This window comes from Pseudomonas sp. 30_B (assembly GCF_017491605.1).
Lineage (GTDB): Bacteria > Pseudomonadota > Gammaproteobacteria > Pseudomonadales > Pseudomonadaceae > Pseudomonas.
The window spans coordinates 52238-70232 of the sequence record NZ_JAFGYY010000022.1; the positions used below are offsets into that span (position 1 = coordinate 52238).

At 63.0% G+C, this 17995-nt stretch carries 20 protein-coding genes; 11 read left to right on the forward strand and 9 right to left on the reverse strand.

Annotated features, from left to right (window positions below; all coding sequences use genetic code 11):
• Positions 1-123: 123 nt before the first annotated feature.
• A complete protein-coding gene (locus J5M67_RS21375; RefSeq protein ID WP_207887326.1) occupies positions 124-1533 on the reverse strand; it encodes a DUF1254 domain-containing protein in 1410 nt (469 codons plus the stop codon).
• Between the two features lie 339 nt (positions 1534-1872).
• Here J5M67_RS21375 and J5M67_RS21380 point away from each other — a divergent pair, with 339 nt between their 5' ends.
• Positions 1873-3009: an AraC family transcriptional regulator gene (locus J5M67_RS21380; RefSeq protein WP_207887327.1), complete on the forward strand. Its 1137-nt coding sequence runs from the start codon at positions 1873-1875 to the stop codon at positions 3007-3009.
• A gap of 111 nt (positions 3010-3120) precedes the next feature.
• Here the strand turns inward: J5M67_RS21380 and J5M67_RS21385 are convergent, their stop codons facing one another.
• The gene (locus J5M67_RS21385; protein ID WP_207887328.1) at positions 3121-3795 is read right to left on the reverse strand and encodes a DUF3313 domain-containing protein; all 675 of its coding nucleotides are present in this window, start codon (positions 3793-3795) and stop codon (positions 3121-3123) included.
• A 55-nt stretch (positions 3796-3850) separates the two neighbouring features.
• Positions 3851-4084 (reverse strand): DUF1214 domain-containing protein, encoded by a 234-nt coding sequence (locus tag J5M67_RS29960; RefSeq protein WP_368735947.1) that lies wholly within the window; start codon positions 4082-4084, stop codon positions 3851-3853.
• A gap of 595 nt (positions 4085-4679) precedes the next feature.
• On the opposite strand from J5M67_RS29960, the gene J5M67_RS21395 reads away from it, so the two are divergent.
• The 3 genes from J5M67_RS21395 (at position 4680) to J5M67_RS21405 (ending at position 6436) form a co-directional block, all read left to right on the forward strand.
• A complete protein-coding gene (locus J5M67_RS21395; RefSeq protein WP_207887329.1) occupies positions 4680-5378 on the forward strand; it encodes a potassium channel family protein in 699 nt (232 codons plus the stop codon).
• A gap of 97 nt (positions 5379-5475) precedes the next feature.
• Complete coding sequence (locus J5M67_RS21400) at positions 5476-5700, forward strand: hypothetical protein (protein ID WP_207887330.1); 225 nt, start codon at positions 5476-5478, stop codon at positions 5698-5700.
• 34 nt (positions 5701-5734) lie between these two features.
• Positions 5735-6436, forward strand: a complete 702-nt coding sequence (locus tag J5M67_RS21405) for a YoaK family protein (protein WP_207887331.1) — start codon at positions 5735-5737, stop codon at positions 6434-6436.
• Here J5M67_RS21405 and J5M67_RS21410 read toward each other — a convergent pair.
• The gene (locus J5M67_RS21410) at positions 6433-6789 is read right to left on the reverse strand and encodes a YkgJ family cysteine cluster protein (protein ID WP_207887332.1); all 357 of its coding nucleotides are present in this window, start codon (positions 6787-6789) and stop codon (positions 6433-6435) included. The genes J5M67_RS21405 and J5M67_RS21410 overlap by 4 nt on opposite strands.
• 86 nt (positions 6790-6875) lie before the next feature.
• On the reverse strand, positions 6876-7106 hold the full coding sequence (locus tag J5M67_RS21415; RefSeq protein WP_207887333.1) for a hypothetical protein: 231 nt from the start codon (positions 7104-7106) through the stop codon (positions 6876-6878).
• A 765-nt stretch (positions 7107-7871) separates the two neighbouring features.
• On the opposite strand from J5M67_RS21415, the gene J5M67_RS21420 reads away from it, so the two are divergent.
• Both J5M67_RS21420 and J5M67_RS21425 read left to right on the forward strand, forming a co-directional pair.
• The gene (locus J5M67_RS21420) at positions 7872-8282 is read left to right on the forward strand and encodes a hypothetical protein (protein ID WP_207887334.1); all 411 of its coding nucleotides are present in this window, start codon (positions 7872-7874) and stop codon (positions 8280-8282) included.
• 61 nt (positions 8283-8343) lie between these two features.
• Positions 8344-8724 (forward strand): YkvA family protein, encoded by a 381-nt coding sequence (locus J5M67_RS21425; protein WP_207887335.1) that lies wholly within the window; start codon positions 8344-8346, stop codon positions 8722-8724.
• Between the two features lies 1 nt (position 8725).
• On the opposite strand, the gene J5M67_RS21430 is transcribed toward J5M67_RS21425, so the two are convergent.
• Complete coding sequence (locus J5M67_RS21430; RefSeq protein ID WP_207887336.1) at positions 8726-9265, reverse strand: ATP-dependent zinc protease; 540 nt, start codon at positions 9263-9265, stop codon at positions 8726-8728.
• Between the two features lie 78 nt (positions 9266-9343).
• Positions 9344-10102: a glucose 1-dehydrogenase gene (locus J5M67_RS21435; protein WP_207887337.1), complete on the reverse strand. Its 759-nt coding sequence runs from the start codon at positions 10100-10102 to the stop codon at positions 9344-9346.
• A gap of 335 nt (positions 10103-10437) precedes the next feature.
• Between J5M67_RS21435 and J5M67_RS21440 the strand changes: the two genes are divergently transcribed.
• Genes J5M67_RS21440 through J5M67_RS21450 form a run of 3 tightly spaced genes read left to right on the forward strand, consistent with a single transcriptional unit; the run spans position 10438 to position 14237 of the window.
• Positions 10438-11796 (forward strand): glutamine synthetase family protein, encoded by a 1359-nt coding sequence (locus J5M67_RS21440; protein WP_207887338.1) that lies wholly within the window; start codon positions 10438-10440, stop codon positions 11794-11796.
• A gap of 45 nt (positions 11797-11841) precedes the next feature.
• Positions 11842-12927 carry a polyamine ABC transporter substrate-binding protein gene (locus J5M67_RS21445; RefSeq protein WP_207887339.1) on the forward strand — a complete coding sequence of 362 codons (1086 nt, stop codon included), beginning with the start codon at positions 11842-11844 and terminating at the stop codon, positions 12925-12927.
• Positions 12928-12941: 14 nt separating this feature from the next.
• A complete protein-coding gene (locus J5M67_RS21450) occupies positions 12942-14237 on the forward strand; it encodes an FAD-binding oxidoreductase (protein ID WP_207887340.1) in 1296 nt (431 codons plus the stop codon).
• A gap of 43 nt (positions 14238-14280) precedes the next feature.
• Here the strand turns inward: J5M67_RS21450 and J5M67_RS21455 are convergent, their stop codons facing one another.
• Positions 14281-15030 carry a helix-turn-helix domain-containing protein gene (locus J5M67_RS21455; protein ID WP_243434798.1) on the reverse strand — a complete coding sequence of 250 codons (750 nt, stop codon included), beginning with the start codon at positions 15028-15030 and terminating at the stop codon, positions 14281-14283.
• Between the two features lie 330 nt (positions 15031-15360).
• Positions 15361-16260 (reverse strand): LysR family transcriptional regulator, encoded by a 900-nt coding sequence (locus tag J5M67_RS21460; RefSeq protein WP_207887369.1) that lies wholly within the window; start codon positions 16258-16260, stop codon positions 15361-15363.
• Between the two features lie 264 nt (positions 16261-16524).
• Here J5M67_RS21460 and speB point away from each other — a divergent pair, with 264 nt between their 5' ends.
• On the forward strand, positions 16525-17496 hold the full coding sequence (gene speB / locus J5M67_RS21465) for an agmatinase (RefSeq protein WP_207887342.1): 972 nt from the start codon (positions 16525-16527) through the stop codon (positions 17494-17496).
• A 43-nt stretch (positions 17497-17539) separates the two neighbouring features.
• On the forward strand, positions 17540-17995 hold the full coding sequence (locus J5M67_RS21470; protein WP_207887343.1) for a GNAT family N-acetyltransferase: 456 nt from the start codon (positions 17540-17542) through the stop codon (positions 17993-17995).

Sequence of the window (17995 nt, forward strand, 5' to 3'; positions counted from 1 at the left end):
TGGCGAGCAGCGGATGGGAGAAAAGACAGGATCGCAAAGACCTGCATCCTTGCGATCCGGGAATTGATTACATGAAGTTGCGCAGGCCCCACTGCATGGCGCAGCGGGGCCCGCTTCGGTGGGTTACTCGACCTTCTGGACCTGCGGCGGAGTCCAGGTGCCATCCAGGATGGAGAGGCCGCTTTCCTTCGGCCAGTACATCCGCATCATCGGGATGAACTCACCCTTGGGCGCAGGCAGCCAGTTGGCTTCCTTGTCCTTGCCGGGAGACTCGTGCTGGAAGTACAGGGTCAGCGAGCCGTCGGCGTTGTAGTGCAGGTCGTTGCGGGCGCTGACGGTGAACTTGTTCAGCGGGTTCGGCACGAACCACCAGCCCTTGTCGATCTGGTACATGGTGATCGACCAGAAGCCGTTCGCCGGAGGCGTCTGGTCCTTGGCGAAGGTCAGGGTGTACTTGTTCTTGCCCTCGAGTTTCTGGCCGCTGCTGTCGATCAGGGTGTAAGGATAAACCGCGTCCTTCTCCAGGTTCGCCGGCCAGCCGAAGGCTGCAACCACGGCGCGCTTCATGTAGTCGGTACCGTACACGCCCAGGCCCGAGGTGAAGGTCCAGCCTTTGACCTCACGACCCAGCGTGGATTGGCTGGCCCCGATTTCCTTCAGCGCCACCTGCGGCAGATCAGCCAGCTTGGCCTGCAGGGCCGGATCCAGGCTGGAGAGCTTGAACGGCTTGCAAGGCTCGATGCCGAGCTTGGCCATGCGCGCCAGCATGGGTGCATCCCCGGCGGCCGGCGGCGCGTCCTTGCACATCAGGTCGGCGAGCTTGTTGAAGTAGCCCTCGGTACCCATGGCCAGGATCACTTCCTGCGGCTTGTCCGTCATGCTGAAGCCCGGGTTCGGGTCCACGGCGGGCGCCTTGGGCGTATAGGGCTTGCCCCAGGCCGAAAGCGGGGTGATCTTGAGCTGCGCCTGCAGCGCATTGACCGCCTTGTAGTCCTTGTCGGTGCCGTCGGCGTAGGTGCGCCCCAGGATCAGCATCTTGCGAGTGGCCGATTTCACCTGGGTCATGCCCTCGGGTACCTTGCCCTCCCAGCCCGGCCCGGTCAGCAGGTATTTCGCCGCGGCGCCACCGGTAGTGCGCGCGCCGGGGGAATCGAAGATGTCCATCCACAGGTTGTACATGGGCAGCAGGTAATAGCGCTTGCCCATGTCCGGGTGGCTGAATACCTGCGGCTCGCTCAGGTCCACCCAGGCGAGTGAATAGAGGGTATCGGCGTTCGGCGCGGACACACCGCGATAATCCGCCGGCGGATAGCGCCTCACATTGGCGAACTGCCCCATGGGCGCGTGGGTGTTGCTCACCTTGTCCACGTTGGACATCTGCACGCGCGTGACCTCGGTGGTGATCAGCGAATAGCCGTAGACGTACGCGTCCTTGGCAATCTGCAGTAGTTCATCCTGATCAGCTGCCGACGAGTAGCCGACGTGGCTAAGGCTGATTGCGGAAGCCAGTACGGCTGTTGGCATTACTCTCATATGCATTCTCCTTGGCTATGAGATAGACCTGTATGCGCCGTGGCCCGCCGCCCGATGGATAGCGATGCCATCCATGGAGCAAAGGGCCATCGCAGGCAGGATAGTTGCTCCTGCGGCATTTGCTTGCCGGGAACAGCATCTGGTCCCCACCTGCGCAAACGGCGGACATCTGGAAAACAGTCCCGAGCTTCTTGGCTACGGAATAACCGCTGTTGAAAACACTTTGGCCGGACTCTACTGCAGCCGGCGGAAAGGCATCTTGCAATTTCGGACACCCCGCCAGGCCCCGTGGTGTAACATCCCGGCCAATTCGAATAAGAACCGACAGAGGCAACCCGTGTGGTCCGCAACTGCCAACCTCCTGCTGCCCCGCATGCAATCGGCGTCACCCCTGGCGACGCGTTCCTGACCGCTGCTGCCCCCGAGCAGCCGGGCCAAGACATCCCGGGCTCCCCCTTGATCGCCTGCAATCCCAACCAAGTACGCACCGGCCCTGTGAAGGTTCTGCCGCAGGTCATCAGCGCACTCGGCGGCGACCCGCAACGCGTATTCAGGGCCGCGGACATCGACCTGGCCGACTTCGTCGCCGACCGGGAACAGTGCCTGGACTACGCCCAGACGTCCCACCTCCTTTCCACCGCCATGCGCCATACGCAATGCCCGCACCTGGGCATGCTGGTAGGCCGGCGTGTCTGCCTCGACGACCTGGGGCAGGTCGGTGCGCTCATGCGCTCCGCCGAGACGGTGGGCGATGCCCTGCGCGACCTGGTCACCCACGCGCAACTGCATGACCGGGGCTCGGCGCTGATGCTCCTGCCCCTGACTGAGCAGTTCAGCCTGTTCGGCTATGTGATTCACCGCCACGACCTCGCAGACCCCAAGCCACTCATCGATACAGCCGTGATGATCGGCCTGCAGATCATGCGCGAGCTGCACAGCCCCACCTGGACACCCGTGCGGATACAACTGGCCTATCGCACGCCATCCGACGCCGCGGCCTATCTGCGCGCCTTCCGCTGCCCGGTGCAATTCAATGCAAACGTGTCGGGATTCATCATCGCCAACCCGCAACTAAGCCAGAAGCTCACAACCGCGAATCCGCAGTTGCACCGCTCGCTGCACGGAGCCTTTTTGGCCACCGCCGCCGGCCTGACGCTGGCCGAGCAGATCAGCCATCAGCTTCACCCCCTGCTACTGGCGGGCGAGGCCCGAGCCGATCAGATCGCCAGCCGGGTCGGCTTGCACATCCGGACACTGCATCGCCGCCTGGAGGCCGAAGGTACCCATCTCCAACAACTGGTCACCGCCTCCCGGCAGAGCCTGGCCTTCCAACTCCTCGGCAATACCAACCTGCCGGTTTCGCTGATTGCCCAGTCGCTGCAATACCAGGACCCGAATGCCTTCTCCCGCGCGTTCAGGACCTGGACGGGATCGTCTCCACAGCAGTGGAGAAACGCGTCACAAGGCGTTGCCTGAGCCGAGGGGTGCAGCCCGGTCCATCAGGAGCGATCCTGATCGAGCCGGGCCAGTGGCGGAGAGAGACGTGAAAGCGAGCACCTGGCCGGAACGGCCAGGTGCCCTGCGGACTTACTGCTGGCTCTGCAGCGCCCGGATCGACTTGCCCAGGTCCGATGCCCAGCCATCCAGGACAGCCTTGGCATCCTTCGCCGTCATCACCTGGGAGGAGTTTTCCAGCTCGGTGCCGGCGCCCTTGCGCACGACCTCGGCCACCACCTTGCCGCTGCCGCCATCGATGAAGGCCGCTTCGGTGGCGATGGTGGTGTCCATGTCACGATGCCCAGTAGCCGTGGTGATGCCCGCGACGATCAGGGCGATCGGGATCACTTCGTAGGGTTTCAGGCCTTCGGTCGAGGCGGTGACAGCGGTGATCGCCGGGCGCACGACCAGGGTGCCCGGGCCGGGGGTCGTTGCCAGCGGCAGTACATTGGAAAGCTCGCGCTTGAGGGCCTGGTCGTAGTACTGGGTAACCCCCTGGAGCGTACTCTGGGGAACCTGCTCCGTGGCCTGGGGCTGCGGGTAGAGCTGGCTGGGTTCGAGGTAGACGCTGGTGAAACTATTGCCATTCAGGCCGGGTTGAACCCAGCGCATCACGGCCGCGCCAGAGGGAGACTTCTCCTCCTTCAGAACGCTGTAGTCCTTGAGGAAACCGGAATACTGCTCCGGCTCGACATACTTGCTTGCGCAACCAGACAACACGAGCGAGCCGGCGCACAGGGAGGCCAGCAAAAATTTCGACTTCATCGTCCACTTCCTATTGGTTGATATACAGAACAAACGGGGCTGGTTCGGGAAAAGGCTATTTGAGCAACTCGATTTCGCTCGGACGCCACTGCTTGGTGAAGAACGGCTCGAGCGGACTGTACAGACGCAAGATGACAAACCAGCCCTTGCCCGGCATGGTCTGGATCCAGTTGCCACGCGCCACGCCCTTGGGCTGCTCCGGCGCGAAGTAGACCGTGGTGGAACCATCGGCGCCGGCTTCGGCGGCGGGCGACGGATAGCTCTGGCTGCCGGCACGCGGGAAGCGCACAGGGCAAACCCACCGCGCCAGCGACGCGCACGCCCTGGGTGAGCATGGCTTTGTCTTTCGGGCAGGCTTGCATCGATAAAGTCCCTTTGAGTGGCATGTTCCTGAACCCTGTACACCGCGGCGATCTGGTTTTTCGGGCAGCTCCGATATCCCCCTTGTCTGATTGTTCTCACAAGGGACGCGAATGGTTCACACATTAGGCGATAGAGAACTGCCATACCACTCTGCCCGGAAACAATAAAATGTGACGCACATCTCATTGACAGGGAAAACAGGACCGGGGCGTTGGCTGAGGACGGCAGCCGACAGCGCAGCGACTGCACCTTGGGGCCATTCCGCCCGAGCCCTCGCCATCCAGGACGCACAGCGTCCGGCAATGGCTCATTCGGCGTGGCTGAAGCCTGAACGCCGGCTGCATGGAAGTTGAGAGATCGACGCGCACGGCTCGACCGAAAGCGCAATGAGGTCCGTCCACCCCGAATCGCGCTTCGTCCTGCATAGCGCCGTCTAGACTTGCCCAACGCTCTCCCGTCAATATCCGCCCGCCCTGCAACGCCCTGTTGCGGGTTATCGTTCACCCCCTCAGGAAACCGGTATGCCGCAAGCGAAAGACACGACAGAATCCGACGCCGACCTGTCCCAGATGATCATCGGCCTCGGCCCCTGCACCTATCTGTTGCTGCTTCTGATCGGCATGATCCTGGTGTTCCCCTTCCTGGAGGAAGGGCTGTTCCCCCGCATGCTGCTCGGCATCCTGTTTTCGAGTGTGCTGCTGGTAGGAGCTTTCGCAGCCCCGCAGTCCCGGCGCTCGCTCATCTTCAAGGTGGGCCTGGCGCTGCTGGGGATCGGCCTGCAGTGGACGGCGCTGTGGACCTCGAACCTGATATTGCTCGACCTTGCCGGCATGACCTATGCGCTCTCACTGCTGGTCTCGATCTCCGGCGTGCTTCGCTACGTGCTCAAGCGCGGGCAGATTACCGCCGACAAACTTCACGGTGCGCTGGCCGGCTACATCATGCTGGCCTTCGCCTGGTCCTTCCTCTACGCCCAGCTCGAGATGACCATTCCCGGCGCTTTCGGCCCCACCCGCCTGGACTTCACGCAGACCGGCACCTTCTTCAAGCTGATCTACTTCAGCTTCACCACCCTCACCACTACCGGCTACGGCGATATCGTGCCCCTGACCAATCACGCCCGTTCGCTGGTGATGATCGAAGAGTTCACCGGCGTCTTCTACGTGGGCGTCCTGATCGCACGGCTGGCCGGCCTCTATCCGTCACCGTCGCCCCGCTGACGGCTGGCCGCGCTCGACCCGGGACAAACTTCCGTCGTATTGCCCCAGAGTCATCGGAGTTCGAAAATAGCGCGGACCGAAAGAGAGGTGACCCGTCATGATCCTGCGCGGTATGGCACAGATGCACATCGACGATCTGCCCGCCAGATTCCAGACCCTGCTGCGAGAGCTTCCGGACCTGGAGCCGTCAGGTTTCGTCTGGGTGGTCTTCTACCAGGGCCGCATGTTTGGCGCCTATCCCAATGCCGATCTCGCGTTGCGCAAGGTGACCGAAATCGAGCATTGCATCAGCGAAGACGAAGTGCCCACGGCGCAAAGCTGACGCCCTCCCCTTATCCAGCCAGGCGCCTCCCTAGATGCTCCCTCATGCTCCCAAGCCTCGCAGCGCCAAGAGATCGCGGATCCACCTGTTGCGCGGGCGCGTCGGGCTGGGGCTCGTCGCCGGGCTGTCCGTGCTGGCGGGCATGACCGATGCAATCGGGTTCCTGGCCACCGGCGACTTCGTGTCCTTCATGAGTGGCAACACCACCCGGCTCGCCGTCGCCGTGAACGACCACGACCTGACCACGCTCGGGCGGCTGTCGCTCGCGGTGCTGTGCTTCATTGCCGGCAATGCCCTGGGTGTCGTCCTGGCCCGAGGATTCAAGCGGCGCGCCACACCTTTGCTCATCATTGTCGCGGCGCTGCTTGGCTTCGCCGCCCTCTGGCCCGAAGCGCGGAACCTGCCGGCCTTCGTTGCGGCAATCCTGTCGATGGGGATGCTGAACGCGGTGGTGGAACAGGTGAATGGCATGCCCATCGGCCTGACCTACGTGACCGGTGCGCTGTCCCGCTTCGGCCGTGGCCTCGGGCGCTGGTTGCTGGGTGAACGCAACAATGGCTGGCGGGTCCAGCTCGTGCCCTGGAGCGGCATGCTGCTGGGCGGCGCGGCCGGGGCCTTCCTGGAGCATCACCTGGGGTTGGGCGCAATGGCCGTGAGCAGCGCATTGGCCTGCGCGCTGGCCGTGATCGTCTACTTTGTTCCGCGTTCCTGGCAGCTGGGCTACATGCCCCGCTAGACGAGCACCTGCCGGGTGGTGGCGATCAGCTCATGCACCTGGCGCTCGACCTGCTCGTCGATCGGGACTTCCGGCCCGCGGCCGCGCGGGCATGGCAGGCTCGGAGTGGTGCCGAACAGGCGGCAGATCAGCGGACGCTCGTCGTACACTTCGCAGCCGTCGGGCCCCAGGTGCACGCAGTTCCAATGCGCCAGGGCGGCGTCATGCTCGGCGTCGCTCTTTACCGGGAGGCGCGACATTTCCTCGGACGACGCGGTCACCGGCCCGCAGCAATCGTGGCAGCCGGGCACGCAGGCGAAATCGGGGATCTGCCGGCGCAGATGGTCGATCTTGCGCTGGGTCGAACAACTCACTGGCCGCCCCCACCCACTGCGTTGTCCGTCGTTCGCGGAGACCGGTACTGATCAGACATGGCGATGCCTCCGAATGGCCCTGCGGGTCAGAGATGGATTTCCACGTTCTTGATGCCCAGCTCGCGCAACTCGCCGACCAGACCATCCAGGTGCGCAAAGGACTCGACCTGCTCGTCCTCATCCACCAGGAAAAAGCTTCGCCCCGCGTCCTTCTTGAAGAACACGATCCACTCCCGGGTGTTGGCCGGGTTGGCGATCACATGGGTGTCAAAAGAAATGCCGGCGGCAATCCGGGCTTTCACGTCGCTGCGCTTCACTCAACTCACCACGCTTGGTTCGTATCCATTCAAAACTCGTTCAGCACTGAATCGGCACAGACGGCCCATGCTGTCGGCGAGGGGGCACATGATAACACCCTGCCCCTACAGCGTTGCAGGCGCCCCGAAGGGGCTGCGTCTGCAGGAGCGGACTTATCCGCGATGCGACGTACAGCCCCTGCCGGATCATCGCGGACGGAGTCCGCTCCTACGAAAGCCTGCTCATCGCTCTGGCTCTAAAGATTTCCAGAGAAATCTCCGCGCACTCCGAGCGCCCCTTCAGGAGGCCGAGTGGAATCGGAGTTTCAGGGGTTGAGCGGCATGGATGCCGCGAGAGCGTCGTTGGGCCATGGATGGCCCGTCGACGCGTGCCCCTGAAACTCCGATGGAGCGAGGGGAGTCCGGCGAAGCCGGACCCGGATGCAGGGGCAAGACCTTTGGTTACTTTGCGTCGTTTGGCAAAGTAACTCGCCCGAGGGGGCGAAACAAAATCTCTCAGCACACGCCGGAGCGGCGCAGAAACACCCAACCCAAAAGCCCAAAAGCATCGCGGACAAAGTCCGCTCCTACGGGGAAGTCGAAGCCATGCCTGTCATGGAGATGCGCCCTTCGATCCCGCACCGAACGGTCCCCTCTCCCCCTGGGAGAGGGCAAGGGTGAGGGGCTCTTGCAGGAGCGGACTCCGACCGCGATGCGCCGCGAGGAGCGAGATGGACGTATAATCCCGCCCCTTCGTTGAATACGAATTCCCAGGTAGTTGGCCAAATGCAGTTCCGTCCGGACGTGCGCACTCCCTCGCTTCTTTGCACCGCGCTGCTGCTCGGCAGCCTGGCCGGCTGGTATGCGGGGCGGCTGATCGGCCTGTACGGCGATCAATGGTTCGCCGAGCCCGAAGACGGTTTCGAAGCCCTGGCTACTCTCTGCGGCATTCTCTGCGGCGCCCTGTTCGCCTATACCCGCGTGAAAGGCGTGCTGCCGAGAATGGCGGGCTTCTTCGTGGGCGGCGGCTTCATCCTGGCGATGATCGGCTACGCCCAGTACTCCTCCGACATGCCGCCGTACGACCTTCAGCTGACCACCTATCTGCAGGATTTTTTCCGGCAGACCCTGGGCCTGTGGCTTTCGCCGATCATTGGCGCCGCACTGGTGTCCCTGTTCCGCGCGGTTCTTCACTAGCCAACCGGAATTTCACAGCGCGCGGTGTAGGTTAGGCACTCCCTTTCACCGGTAACGCACGATGTTCGCAAGACTCAAGCAGTGGGCCCGCTCGATCAAACGGCAAACCATGATCCTGTGGTTCTGCTGGAAGCACCCGGAAACGCCCCTGCCGGTCAAGCTGCTGTGCCTGCTGGTGGTTTCCTACGCGCTGAGCCCCATCGATCTGATACCGGACTTCATTCCCGTGCTGGGACTGCTGGATGACCTGCTGATCCTGCCGGCGTCCATCTGGCTGATCATTCGCCTCGTACCCGCGCAGGTGTATGCCGCAAGCAAGCTCCAGGCGGATGAATTCGAGCGCGCCAGCTCGCAGCGCCCCCGCAGCAAGGCGGCCGCCGTGGTGATCGTGGCGATCTGGCTGTTGCTGGCCGTGCTCTACTACCGGTGGCTGTGGCGCTAGGTCAGACCTGGCACTTCGGCTGCTGGGTGAAGGTCCGCCGTACGTCGACCGGGCCCACGTGTTCCAGGGTCTTACGACCGATCAGCACCGGGTAGATCATGTTCTTGCGGTCGCGCAGCGAGAATTCTTCGTCGAGCATCTGGTTGCCGAGGCAGATCTGCATCGACACCACCGGCCGGTGGTCCACGCCGCCAGCGCCGCGAACCTTCACCTTGCGCAGGACGGGACGGGCGTACTCCTGTACGGATTCATCCCCGGTGTCGCTGTTCTTCGCCACGACCTTGAAACGCACCCACTTCTTGCCGTCCTTGTCGAAGTATTCGATGTCCTTGGCGTCCATCGACGAGGTGAGCGCGCCGGTGTCCAGCTTGGCCTTGACCGGGACGCCCTCGGGATAGATTTTCGCCTCTTCGATCCAGCCGCGCACCGGCAGGTCTTCCGAGTGGGCCTTCATCGGAGTGGCAAGCGCCAGCAGGAGCATGGCGGCAGAGAGGGAATTGATCGGCACGGCAATGACTCGTCGGTTGACTGTATGCCTCATGATCAAGTCCGGGATGTCAAAGACGAGTCAAACGCAGGTCAAGAAAACGGATGACTCGTACGCAGTGCTTTACGCCGATCACCAGGCGGTGAAGCCGCCATCAATGGTCAGGGCCTGGCCGGTGACGAAGCGCGACGCCGGCGAACACAGCCACATGACCGCGCTGGCAATGTCGTCCGGCTCGCCGAGGCGACCCATGGGCGTGGCCATCTTGAGGCTCTCCATGGCGTCCTGGACGTCCGCGCGATTGGTGATCGCAGTGTTGGCAATGCCACCGGGGCAAACCGCGTTGACCCGGATGCCGGCGGTGGCGTAATCCAGCGCAACGGAGCGCGTCAGCCCAAGCACGCCCGACTTCGACGCGGAGTACGCGGAGAGGCCAGGGCCGCTGACCACGCCCATGATCGACGAGGTGTTGACGATGCTGCCGCCACCCTGCTTGAGCATTTGCGCGCATTCGTACTTCAGGCACAGCCACACGCCCTTAAGGTTGACCCCGATGGCGCGGTCCCACTCCTCTTCCGGCAACTCGGCCACCGGCCGGCCGCGCTGGGCGATACCGGCGTTGTTGAAAGCGCAGTCGATCCGACCGAACCTGCGCACCGCCTCGCTCACCATGTGCTCGACGTCGGCGCTGCGGGAAACGTCCGTGCGAACGAACACCACCTCGCCGCCTCCCGCCGCGGACACGGCATGGGCGGTTTCCTCGCCGCTGACGGTTTCGATATCGGCCAGCACCAGGTGCGCGCCCGCCTCGGCGAACCGCAGCGCGGTCTGCCGGCCGAGGCCGGTGGAAGCGCCCGTCACTATTACGACCTTGCCTGCGAAGTCTGTCATTCCGCTCTCCAGATGAAGTCCGTGGTGGTGTCGGCACGGCAGGCTCGGGTGTGCAGAAAGCCAGGGAGACAGGCTGCTCGATCAGGAAGGCGCTACGCGTGCGGCAGCCAACATAGGGGCTGGCCGAGGCACCCCACATCCCCCGATCAGACTACCCAAGGCCCCGCGGCCAGCAGGCGCCCAAATACGCCATGCCGAGAAAAACGCTCTGCGTACCCGGAATCTGCGGAAAGTGGATAGAACGAAGGCCCGGCTCTCCCCAACACTAGCCATGCGTCGCCCCATATGCGGTCGACTTCCTTCCTGTGCGTTCCATCCAACCATTAGAGGCTTGCATGAGCACCCCCGCCGATCAGCTGAGTTCCTGGCTGAAGCAACACCAGATCACCGAAGTCGAGTGCGTCGTCAGTGACATGACCGGTATCGCCCGCGGCAAGATTTCCCCGACCAACAAGTTCCTCGGCGAGGGAGGCATGCGCCTCCCCGAGAGTGTGCTGTTGCAGACCGTCACCGGGGACTATGTCGACGACGATATCTACTACGACCTGCTGGACGAAGCGGACATCGATATGGTCTGCCGTCCCGATCCGGACGCGGTGTTCGTGGTGCCCTGGGCGATCGAGCCGACCGCGATGGTGTTCCATGACACTTACGACAAGTACGGCAACCCCGTGGAGCTGTCGCCGCGCAACGTGCTCAAGCGCGTACTGAAGCTGTACGCGGACAAGGGCTGGAACCCCATCGTCGCGCCGGAAATGGAGTTCTACCTGACCAAGCGCAGCAGCGACCCGGACTTCCCGCTGGAAGCCCCGGTAGGCCGTTCCGGCCGTCCGGAAAGCGGTCGCCAGAGCTTCTCCATCGACGCGGCCAACGAATTCGACCCGCTGTTCGAAGACGTCTACGACTGGTGCGAAGCCCAGGGCCTGGACCTGGACACCCTGATCCACGAAGACGGCCCGGCGCAGATGGAAATCAACTTCCGTCATGGCGACGCCCTGAGCCTCGCGGACCAGATCACCGTGTTCAAGCGCAGCATGCGCGAAGCCGCGCTCAAGCACGACGTGGCGGCGACCTTCATGGCCAAGCCGATCACCGACGAGCCGGGCAGCGCCATGCACATCCACCAGAGCGTGCTGGACATCAAGACGGGCAAGAACATCTTCGCCAACGTCGACGGCACCATGAGCGAGCTGTTCCTGCACTACATCGGCGGTCTGCAGAAGTACATCCCGAAAGTGCTGCCGATGTTCGCGCCGAACGTGAACTCCTTCCGCCGCTTCCTGCCGGACACCTCCGCGCCGGTGAACGTCGAGTGGGGCGTGGAGAACCGCACCGTCGGCCTGCGCGTACCCGCAGCCTCGCCGGAAGCCATGCGCGTGGAAAACCGCCTGCCGGGCGCCGACGCCAACCCTTACCTGGCACTGGCCGCCAGCCTGCTCTGCGGCTACCTGGGCATGGTCGAGCAGATCGACCCCAGCGCTCCGGTCGAGGGCCGCGCCTACGAGCGCCGCAACCTGCGCCTGCCGATCACCATCGAGGACGCGCTGGCGCACATGGAAGAGTGCCAGGTGCTGGAAGAGTACCTGGGGCGCAAGTTCGTCCAGGGCTACGTCGCGGTGAAGCGCGCCGAGCACGAGAATTTCAAGCGTGTGATCAGCTCCTGGGAACGTGAATTCCTGCTGCTGAGCGTCTGACGCACCCGATCCCGCCCAATCACAAGAATACGGATAGGAGTCGACATGAAACTGCTGAAGCCCCTTGCGGCCTTCGCATTGGCGGCAATGGCGAAAACCGCCATCGCCGCCCCCACGGTCAGTATCTACAACTGGACCGATTACATTGCCCCGGACACCCTCGCCGGCTTCCAGAAGACCACCGGAATCAAACCGGTCTACGACGTCTTCGATTCCAACGAGACCCTGGAAGGCAAGCTGCTGGCAGGCCGTTCGGGCTACGACGTGGTGGTGCCCTCCAACCACTTCCTGACGCGCCAGGTGCAGGCCGGGGTCTTCCTGGAACTGGACCGCGAGAAGCTGCCGAACTGGAAGCACCTGGACCCGACGCTGCTCAAGCTGCTGGAACAGAACGACCCGGGCAACAAGCACTCGGTACCCTACCTGTGGGGCACCAACGGCATCGGCTACAACGTCGCCAAGGTCAAGGAAGTGCTGGGCGTCGACAAGATCGACTCCTGGTCGGTGCTGTTCGAGCCGGAGAACATCAAGAAGCTCAGCGCCTGCGGCGTGGCCTTCATGGACTCGCCCGACGAGATGATCCCCTCGGTGCTCAACTATCTGGGCCTGGACGCCAACAGCACCAACCCGGCGGACTATTCCAAGGCCGAGGCCAAGCTGGTGGCTGTGCGCCCGTACGTCACCTACTTCCACTCCTCGAAGTACATCTCGGACCTGGCCAACGGCAACATCTGCGTGGCCTTCGGCTATTCCGGCGACGTCTTCCAGGCGGCCGCGCGGGCCAAGGAAGCCAAGAACGGCATCGAGATCGCCTACACCATTCCCAAGGAAGGCGCGAACCTGTGGTTCGACCTGATGGCGATCCCGTCGGATGCGACCCATCCGGAGCAGGCCCTGGCGTTCATCAACTACATCCTCGATCCGAAGGTGATCGCTGGCATCAGCGAGTACGTCGGCTACCCCAGCGCCAACGGCGACGCCAAGACGCTGCTGCCCGAGGAGATGCAGAACAACCCCGAGGTCTACCCGAGCCAGGCCGTGCTCGACAAGCTGTACATCGCCAAGGCGCCGCCGCCCAAGATCATGCGCCTGATGACCCGCAGCTGGAGCAAGATCAAGTTCAACCAATGACTCGAGAACGTCCCATGATTCATGCCGGCGAACACGCCGCGTCCTATTACGCGGCCACTGCGCGCGACAAGCAGACCTACCCCGCCCTGGAGGGCGAGGTTCACGCAGAGGTCTGCGTCATCGGCGGCGGTCTGACCGGCGTCAACACGGCACTGGAGCTGGCCCTTCGGGGCCACTCCGTGGTGCTTCTGGAAGGCCGCCGCATCGGCTGGGGAGCCAGCGGTCGCAACGGTGGACAGCTGATCCGCGGCATCGGCCACGACGTCAGTGGCTTCGCCAAGTACGTCGGCGAGGATGGCGTCCGCTACCTGAACCAGGCGGGTTTCGACTCGGTGAAGCTGGTGGCGGAGCGCATCCAGCAGTTCAACATCGACTGCGACCTGCGCTGGGGCTTCTGCGAGCTGGCCAACACCCCCGCGCAGTTCACCGCCATGGCGGAGGAACAGCGCGAGCTGCAGTCAATGGGCTATGGGCATCCGACCAGGCTGGTGGGCGCCGGGCAGATCCATGAAGTGGTGGCCAGCGACTGCTATGCCGGCGGCCTGATCGACATGGGCTCGGGCCATCTGCATCCGCTGGACCTGGTGACCGGTGAAGCACGGGCCGCCAGCAACCTGGGGGTGAAGATCTTCGAGCAGAGCCCGGTGCTGCGCATCACCCACGGCAGTTCGGTCACGCTGCACTGCGCCAACGGCCGGGTGCGCGCGGACAAGCTGGTGCTGGGCTGCAACGCGCACCTGGAGGAGCTGGAGCCGCGCCTGACCGGCAAGGTATTGCCAGCGGGCAGCTACGTCATCGTCACCGAACCGTTGCCGGAGCACGTGGCGGCGAAGCTGATCCCGCAGAACATGGCGCTGTGCGACCAGAAGGTGGGGCTGGATTACTACCGCCTGACCGCCGATCGTCGCCTGCTGTTCGGCGGCGCCTGCCACTACTCCGGGCGGGACCCTGCGGACATCGGCGCCTACATGCGGCCGAAGATGCTGAAGGTGTTCCCGCAACTGGCCGATGTGCGCATCGACTACCAGTGGGGCGGCATGATCGGCATCACGGCAAACCGCTTCCCGCAGGTGGGTCGTCTGGCCCAGCACCCGAACGTGTACTTCGCGCAGGGTTACTCCGGGCACGGCCTCAACGTGACCCACTGGACCGCCAAACTGCTGGCCGAAGCCATTTCAGCAGGCCAGAGCCAGGGGCTGGACGTGTTCAGCGCGGTACCGCACCTGACCTTCCCGGGCGGCAAGCTGATGCGCTCGCCCCTGCTGGCGATGGGCATGCTCTGGTACAGGATTCGAGAGGCAATTGGCTGAATAAGCCAGGCGGAGCGTCTCGCCGAGGGAGCTCCGCTTTTTTTCAGCTCGGCAGCATGCTCACGACGCAGCGCTCGGTTCCGCGCTTGAGCGTTGCCTTCGGATACTCGCCAAACAGCGCCTGGTAAGCCTGGGAGAATCGCCCCAGATGCCAGAACGACCAGCGCATCGCAATTTCGGCCACATTGACACCCGCGCCGCCAGCGGCCAGCAGGTCACGTCGGGCAGCATTCAGCCGGCGGTTGCGCAGCCACACGGTGGGCGGCATGCCGGCATACTGGACGAACGACTGCTGCAACTGGCGCACCGAGACACCGGCGATTTCCGCCAGCTCGGGAACGCCGAAGCTGTCCTGCGGACAATCGTTGACCACCTCTTTCACCCGCTCGACGACGCGCTTGGCGTTGCGGTCGGAGCGACGGCGCTGGCCCACGTCGACGGCCGCCTCCAGCAGCGAGAAACAGCCATCGGCCACCTGCTGGGCGAATCCGGGCGCATCGACGTTGACGTGACCTTCCACGGCGCCGGCCAGCAGCTGGCTCAAGGAACTGGCGAAGGCGCTGCAGTTCGCCGAGCGCAGGGGTTGCAGCACCAGGCTTTCGAAGTCCGCGGCGGAACGGCCCCAGGCGGAGGCGTCCTTCAGCACCACGGCGACTTCACGGTAATTCTCGGGGGTGACCCATGCGTTGTGCGTGTGCCCATCCAGCAGGTAGAGGGCGCTGTCGTTCATGTCGAAGCTGAACACCAGGGTATCGGCGGGGGCATGGAATTCCTGCTCGACCCGCAGGTTCATGCTTTCTTCGTAGAGCTGGACCGCTCCCGTCTCCGCGTGCACGAGTCGTCCGCAAAAGCGACCAGCTGACATCTGCGTGTACTGCTCTTCCCAACCCGGCAGCACCGCACGCGGCTCGTCAACCTCGCGAGCCTCCATCACCTTGATCGCCATCACACACCCGGAAATTTATTAATATTATTAACTATCAGCCTACCAATCGCTGACCTCCGCACGCAACAAGGGCGGTGCCGATCAGCAAGGGCGTCAGCGTTCTGCACGCAGCAGGATTATGACCAATGCGACGGGATCGAGCACGCTTTACCTGACATACGCGAATACAGGAGACCGCTACCTGATCTCCTTGTCGTACAACCTGCCCATTTCATCCCTGAACGCCTGGATCAGCGGCTCCCGCGTCCGCCCGTTCTTCATGATGAGCGAGAATTCGGCCTGGTATCCGAAGTGCTCCGGGAGAAGCCTGATGAGCTTCCCCTGCTCTTCCCATTGCTGCGCCAGATGGTCCGGCAGATAGCCGATATAGCTTCCGCACAACACCAGGATCAGTTCGGCCTCCATGCTGTCGATGGTGGCGGAACATTCCTTGAATCCATGCCTCGCCACTTCCGCGCTCGACCAATAGCCCCGCTTGACCAGGGCATACTGCCTGACTTTCTCCGGGGTCTTCTGCAACTCGCGGGACAACGGATGCCTGTCACTGCAATACAGCCAATGCTGCTCGATATAGAGGTCGATATATTTCAATCCGCTCATCCTGGTCGGGAGCGAACCTATTGCCAGGTCGATCTTTCCTTCCAGGACTTCCCGTTGAAGTTCGAAAGGACTCAGCAGTTTGAGATTGACATGCACCTTGGGATGATTCGATGCAAAGTTCCCAAGCAGGTCCACTATATTGACCTGCTTGTCGGTTATCATGGAATCGAGTATCCCGACAGAAATCGTCCCCCGCAATTCGCCCTTCAACTCAAGTACGTAATTCTCGAATCCGTCGATCTGATTTAAAAGATTCTGCGCCTCATCGTAAATCAATTGTCCTTTGCTGGTCAGGCTGAACCCCGACCTCCCCCGGCTGCAGAGCGGCATGCCCAGTTGCGCCTCGAGCTGGCTCATATAGCCGCTGATGGCCGGCGTCGACATGTTCAGGTCCTGCTGCGCCGCAGAAAATCCCTTGTTCCTGACCACCGCAACGAAAACCCGCAGCAGGCGAATGTTGTATATGTTCTCTTTCATCATGCAACCGCACACGTCAATGGCCGGCCTTGTTCTCATGGCAGTTGAAATCTGTCAAGAGACCATTGAATTATCTTAATAATACAATTAACCAACAACTTGCCGACTCACTATTTATCCCCGCCTGAACCGCCGTTTAAATGAAAGCCGAGGTCATTTCGACGGCCCATTGCGCCCAGTACACAGGCTTCGAGACCGTTGCCTGGCATCGGGCGACAACCCATGAAAATGTTTTCCAGACTTGCGGCAACTGCGGGGGTAACCATGTCCGAATCCAAACTCAAGACAAACTTCTCGGACGGGACTTCATACGACCCGCAAAAGCGCCCGAGATTTAACGAGATTGCGAGCTTCATGCGCGCCCCCGTCGCGGACACGCTGGATGGCGTCGATATCGGCCTCATCGGCGTGCCATTCGATGGCGGCACCTCCTTCAAGCCGGGCGCGCGCCTGGGCCCCCGTGGGGTCCGGCAGCAATCCTGCCTCATGCGCACCCGGAATCACGCGTCGGGCATTGCACCTTTCGACCTGTGCACCATTCGCGACCTGGGCGATGTCTACCTGGATCGCATGTACAACATCGAGGACGCCCACGCCTGCATCGAGAACTATTACCGGGAGATTTGCGCACGCGGAATCATGCCTCTCACGGTCGGCGGGGACCATTCGATCACCTATCCGATCTTCAAGGCGCTGGCGAAAGACGGCCCCATCGGCATGGTCCACATCGACGCCCACACCGATACCTGGGACAGCCTCTACGGGTCGAAATTCTTCCACGGAGCGCCATTCAGAAGAGCGGTCGAAGATGGCCTTCTCGACCCACGGCGCACGATCCAGATCGGCATCCGTGGCTCCGAGCATTCGGGCACCCCGAACTTCAGCCTCGAATGCGGGATGCGGGTCATTTTCATCGAGGAGTTCGACGAACTGGGCGTCGACGGCGTGCTCCAGGAAGTACGCCGCATCGTGGGGGACGGCCAGACCTATGTGTCATTCGATGTCGATGGCCTCGACCCCGCCTTCGCCCCCGGAACCGGCACCCCCGAAGCCGGCGGCATCTCCATGCGCGAAGCCATGCGCCTGCTGAAGGGACTGCGCGGCCTCCACCTCATCGGCGGCGATGTGGTGGAGGTCGCGCCGGACCTGGACCCTTCCGGAATGACCGCGCTCAATGCTGCAACCCTGATGTTCGAGCTGCTGTGCGTGCTGGCAGATGCGAGGGCGAACGGATGACCACGTCCCCTGTCCCCGTTTCATCATTACAGTGAGACTCTCCATGACCGGCCTGACGTTTCGCCCCGCCGTACCGGATGACGCAGCCCTGTGCATCACCCTCCGCGGATTGACGCGAGAGAACGCATTTTCCGAGGAGGAACTGCGCGCACTGGGTATCACCGCCGAATCCTGGAGCCGAGGTATTCAGGACGGCAGCTGCCCGGGTTTCGTGGCCTGCTGGCAAGGCCGGATGATCGGCTACTGCTTCGGCGACCGGGAGTCGGGGGAAATCGTCGTCCTCGCCCTGCTCCCCGCCTACGAGGGACAGGGAATCGGCAAGACCTTGCTCGGGCTGATGACAGAGACGCTCGCGCGCCAAGGACTCAAGCGCCTGTTCCTGGCCTGCTCCAGCGATCCACAGGTTCGCTCCCATGGCTTCTATCGCTACCTGGGCTGGGTGCCGACCGGGGAACGGGACGAGTACGGGGACGACATCCTCGAACTCTCCATCGGCTGA

What these genes read in the sequence shown, in the direction of transcription:
- J5M67_RS21375 (WP_207887326.1), bottom strand. Translation starts at nt 1,533, where the DNA reads ATGAGAGTAATGCCAACAGCCGTACTGGCTTCCGCAATCAGCCTTAGC.
- J5M67_RS21385 (WP_207887328.1), bottom strand. Translation starts at nt 3,795, where the DNA reads ATGAAGTCGAAATTTTTGCTGGCCTCCCTGTGCGCCGGCTCGCTCGTG.
- J5M67_RS21395 (WP_207887329.1), top strand. Translation starts at nt 4,680, where the DNA reads ATGCCGCAAGCGAAAGACACGACAGAATCCGACGCCGACCTGTCCCAG.
- J5M67_RS21400 (WP_207887330.1), top strand. Translation starts at nt 5,476, where the DNA reads ATGATCCTGCGCGGTATGGCACAGATGCACATCGACGATCTGCCCGCC.
- J5M67_RS21405 (WP_207887331.1), top strand. Translation starts at nt 5,735, where the DNA reads ATGCTCCCTCATGCTCCCAAGCCTCGCAGCGCCAAGAGATCGCGGATC.
- J5M67_RS21420 (WP_207887334.1), top strand. Translation starts at nt 7,872, where the DNA reads ATGCAGTTCCGTCCGGACGTGCGCACTCCCTCGCTTCTTTGCACCGCG.
- J5M67_RS21425 (WP_207887335.1), top strand. Translation starts at nt 8,344, where the DNA reads ATGTTCGCAAGACTCAAGCAGTGGGCCCGCTCGATCAAACGGCAAACC.
- J5M67_RS21430 (WP_207887336.1), bottom strand. Translation starts at nt 9,265, where the DNA reads ATGAGGCATACAGTCAACCGACGAGTCATTGCCGTGCCGATCAATTCC.
- J5M67_RS21435 (WP_207887337.1), bottom strand. Translation starts at nt 10,102, where the DNA reads ATGACAGACTTCGCAGGCAAGGTCGTAATAGTGACGGGCGCTTCCACC.
- J5M67_RS21440 (WP_207887338.1), top strand. Translation starts at nt 10,438, where the DNA reads ATGAGCACCCCCGCCGATCAGCTGAGTTCCTGGCTGAAGCAACACCAG.
- J5M67_RS21445 (WP_207887339.1), top strand. Translation starts at nt 11,842, where the DNA reads ATGAAACTGCTGAAGCCCCTTGCGGCCTTCGCATTGGCGGCAATGGCG.
- J5M67_RS21450 (WP_207887340.1), top strand. Translation starts at nt 12,942, where the DNA reads ATGATTCATGCCGGCGAACACGCCGCGTCCTATTACGCGGCCACTGCG.
- J5M67_RS21455 (WP_243434798.1), bottom strand. Translation starts at nt 15,030, where the DNA reads ATGAACCTGCGGGTCGAGCAGGAATTCCATGCCCCCGCCGATACCCTG.
- J5M67_RS21460 (WP_207887369.1), bottom strand. Translation starts at nt 16,260, where the DNA reads ATGAAAGAGAACATATACAACATTCGCCTGCTGCGGGTTTTCGTTGCG.
- speB (WP_207887342.1), top strand. Translation starts at nt 16,525, where the DNA reads ATGTCCGAATCCAAACTCAAGACAAACTTCTCGGACGGGACTTCATAC.
- J5M67_RS21470 (WP_207887343.1), top strand. Translation starts at nt 17,540, where the DNA reads ATGACCGGCCTGACGTTTCGCCCCGCCGTACCGGATGACGCAGCCCTG.